This window comes from Xanthomonas sp. F14, assembly GCF_014199865.1.
In genome coordinates this window covers 1-3417 of sequence record NZ_JACHOM010000002.1, presented here as the reverse complement: position 1 = coordinate 3417, position 3417 = coordinate 1, and the positions used below count along the sequence as shown (strand labels likewise).

3 protein-coding genes are annotated in these 3417 nt (G+C 50.2%); all 3 read right to left on the bottom strand.

Annotation, left to right across the window (positions count from 1 at the left end):
- Positions 1 to 2416, bottom strand: a 2416-nt coding sequence (locus tag GGR73_RS08635; protein WP_456362938.1) for a calcium-binding protein, incomplete at its 3' end; no start/stop codon positions are given.
- Complete coding sequence (locus GGR73_RS08630) at positions 2416 to 2787, bottom strand: hypothetical protein (RefSeq protein ID WP_184456553.1); 372 nt, start codon at positions 2785 to 2787, stop codon at positions 2416 to 2418. The genes GGR73_RS08630 and GGR73_RS08635, both read right to left, overlap by 1 nt.
- A gap of 63 nt (positions 2788 to 2850) precedes the next feature.
- Positions 2851 to 3417 (bottom strand): HlyD family type I secretion periplasmic adaptor subunit (locus GGR73_RS08625; protein ID WP_184456551.1); only part of this gene is annotated, 567 nt, incomplete at its 5' end.

Genomic DNA, 3417 nt, shown 5'->3' with positions numbered 1-3417 from the left:
CGCGTGACTGCGAGTTCACCGACAACACGTCATCGCCTGCACCGCCTTCCAGACGATCTGTGCCGGTGCCGCCGGACAAGGTGTCGTTACCGTCTCCACCGAGCAGCAGGTCGTTGCCATCGCCTCCATCCAAACTGTCATCGCCCATCCCGCCGAAAAGCTGGTCGCTCCCGTCCCCGCCGTTTAAAACATCATTGCCGTAACCACCACCGATCAGATCAGCGCCAGCACCACCAGCGACTACGTCGTTTCCAGTGCCCCCCCAAACCAAGTCATCGGAACCTGTACCTGCAAAGGTTCCATTGACTATTTTTATGTTTGCCGCTGCCATCGCATTCATGCCCGCCGAACTTGACACGGCTTCACCAATCCAGGCATCAAGAATTTCACCAAATTTCCAACCTGACCCTTCTAAGAAAGACTTCCCATAGGTGTGCAAGTCAACAATATCTTGAAATGCCTCATCCAGCTGACGGCCCCGCTTTAACTCCAACATCGCATCAAGCGCCGAGTAATCGAACTTTAAGCATCCATCAACAAACTGAATGTTGACTCCATCTAGGTAGCCTTTAAGACGCGTCTGCATAACCAAGCCTGCATACACAGACTCTTTCAAACTAGCGTACGCGGCTTTGATGGATTCGACCTGTTCTGGCTGCAACAAGATATTCATGACCTGCGTCTTGGTGCCATCCAGCTTGGCGAGCTCACTCCAGGAATAGGTACTACCACCCGTGGATGCTTGGTCGAAGCGATAGCTGATCAGGCTGGAGCCATTGAACTTCTCCAAGATGGCAATCATGGGACCAAGTTCTGCATGCTGCTGCTTGATCCAAGCATCTATAGCTTCGGGGCTCTGGGCCGCGATATCGGCTGGCAGAACGCCACGGTAAAGCAGCTCGCGCGCTCCCCCGACAGATTCAAGCATCTCTTCACTGCTCTGCATTGTGGAGGTCGCTGCCCAGCGCGCCAGTATCGTGTCGAGCGAACTTTTCATTGCGTCGCGTGAAGTTCCAGGCACTAAGGCTTGGATGGATGCAAGCAGCTGGGTAGAGAGGGTTGCAGCTTCTTTTAAATCACGAACTGCGCCACTACCTTTAACGCCAGGCAAGAGATTTGCCTCGCTACTCACTTCCACCTTATCAAGCGATCCGCTAAAGTCTCTAAAATAGTTATTGATGGCTAGCTGAAGGTCGCCAGCCAATCCAGCTGTGCCATCAGTACGAATATAACTACCACGATTATCGACAATATTGCCGTTACCCAGATCAAGGTCATCGGTAGTCGAGGGATTTAATTTAATTGAAGCAACACCTGCATCTAATAACGTAGCCAATTCGGAAGCTTGAGACGATCCGTCCTGATTCAAATCCCTCCACACCCTAACATTACTAAACTCGGCATCACCAACATCAAATATTCCGTTTTTGTCAGTATCCAAGTCTGCTAAAGCTGAGAACCCTGAACTTGCAGTAGCCCCATTTGATAAAATGGTATCGACCCCAAAAAGCTCGCTGCCGCCATCTATCGTGCCATTACCATTTCTATCTAAAACAACTAAGCCGTCGTCTGAAGCGATCCATCCAGTACCTGTCTTAATGCCGTCGCCATCATGGTCAAACAATACTTTCCCGCTTGCTGCGACTGTTTCAATTCCATCGCCATCTAGATCAAGAGTCAGTGGATCCCTGCGAGGAATCCATTTACGTGCACGATCGAATAGATCGTCGACCATATCGCCAATTTCGGCTGCCTTATCACTTATCCATTTTTGAGCATCTTCATACCAGTCTTCCGCAGCCTTTTTAGCGTCGGCTAAGTTTTTTTTCGCAGTGTCGTACCACTCTTCCCCTGTCCTTTGGGCACGATCCGCCTGGTCTTTCACCCAATCTGAAACCTGCTCTGCCGTTTTCTCACTCCAGTCGCCAACCTCATTTACCTTATCATTAATCCAATCACTTGCAGCATCATGAAAGTCTTCAATCCTATCGTAAGTATATTGCTGGTAAGGATTCCACGCATGATCAGCCTCAGTTGGAAGATCTATGCCTGCTGCGTTAAATGCAGTGCTCTGCCAAGTGGTGCAGTTATACATACTGGCAGAAAAATGGTCACCTCCCGCCCAATAGGTAGACCCTACCCTCGTTGAATCAACAAATCCCATGAGGGATTCATACTGAGCCTGATTTATTGAGTATTTACTACTAGCAGCCTGATATTCGTGCTCGCCCTCGGCAGTTCCTACACCTGTTTCGTATACTGCGCCATCCCCTGCGAGGGCACCTCCCTCCAAGGGAGCAAACCCGTATTCACGCGAACTGCCGTCAGGCTTCGTAATTACAAAAAAGGTGTGCGGTATATTATTCGAACCGCCAATATCGTATCTAATTTCAACATAGTACACGGGGCCGCTCATCATAGTTCCTTTATGTAAATTGGCGTCGGATAAATCACTTTATCCAAAGATTGAATTTTACTTTCCGAAAAAAAATATAAATTTAATTTATAATTTACCTTACTTTCCCTCTTCGCCTCTTCAACCTCCCTGCAAACAAATTCAATTTTTCTTTTGCTTGAAACCCCGTATATGCTGTAATAAACCCCTTTACCATCCCTTTCCCAGAAGACACGACTCGCTTTCTGACAAGATTCAACAGAACCACACTCCCCCACTCTCACTAATGCCTGATGAATAGCAAGGTTGATATCTGCCTGCTCTACTGAAGGCCCGTAATCGCATCCAGCGAGGGCCAGAACCAATGGGAAAATTATTCCAATATAATTCACTTACACCACCATTTAGTTACCAACTTGAGAAGATCCTAAGCGCAGATGTATTTATCCAATCACTCACCTCTCCCTAAATGATTCTTGCCCGTGCCGACCTAAAGGACTCAACAAGTAATCAATTACCCGTCGCTTGCCCGTCTTCACTTCCGCACTCAAGCTCATCCCGGCACTCATCCGCACCTTGACCCCATCGATCTCCAGCGTGCTGCCGTTCAATTTGATGCGCGCGGGAAATACCAGGCCAAGCTTTTCGTCCTGCGCGGCATCGTGGGACACACTGGCGACCGTGCCGGTCAGATAGCCGTAGCGGGTGTAGGGGAAGCTGTCGACCTTGACGGTGACGGGTTGACCGGCGCGCATGAAGCCTATGTCCTTGTTCAAGACGGTGACTTCGACCTCCAGTGCTTCTTCGGCTGGCACTACGACCAGTAACGGCTGTGCAGGCGTGACTACACCACCTACGGTGTGGACGGCTAACTGCTGGATGGTGCCGTCAACGGGTGCGTGCAGCGCCATCAGCTTGTCGCGCTGGCCGGTCTTGGCGACGTCCTGGGTCAGCTGGCCGGCTTGCTCGCCTGCCTGGCGCAAGGCATCCAGTGCCTGCTGGCGTGTGTCGGTGACAAGCAC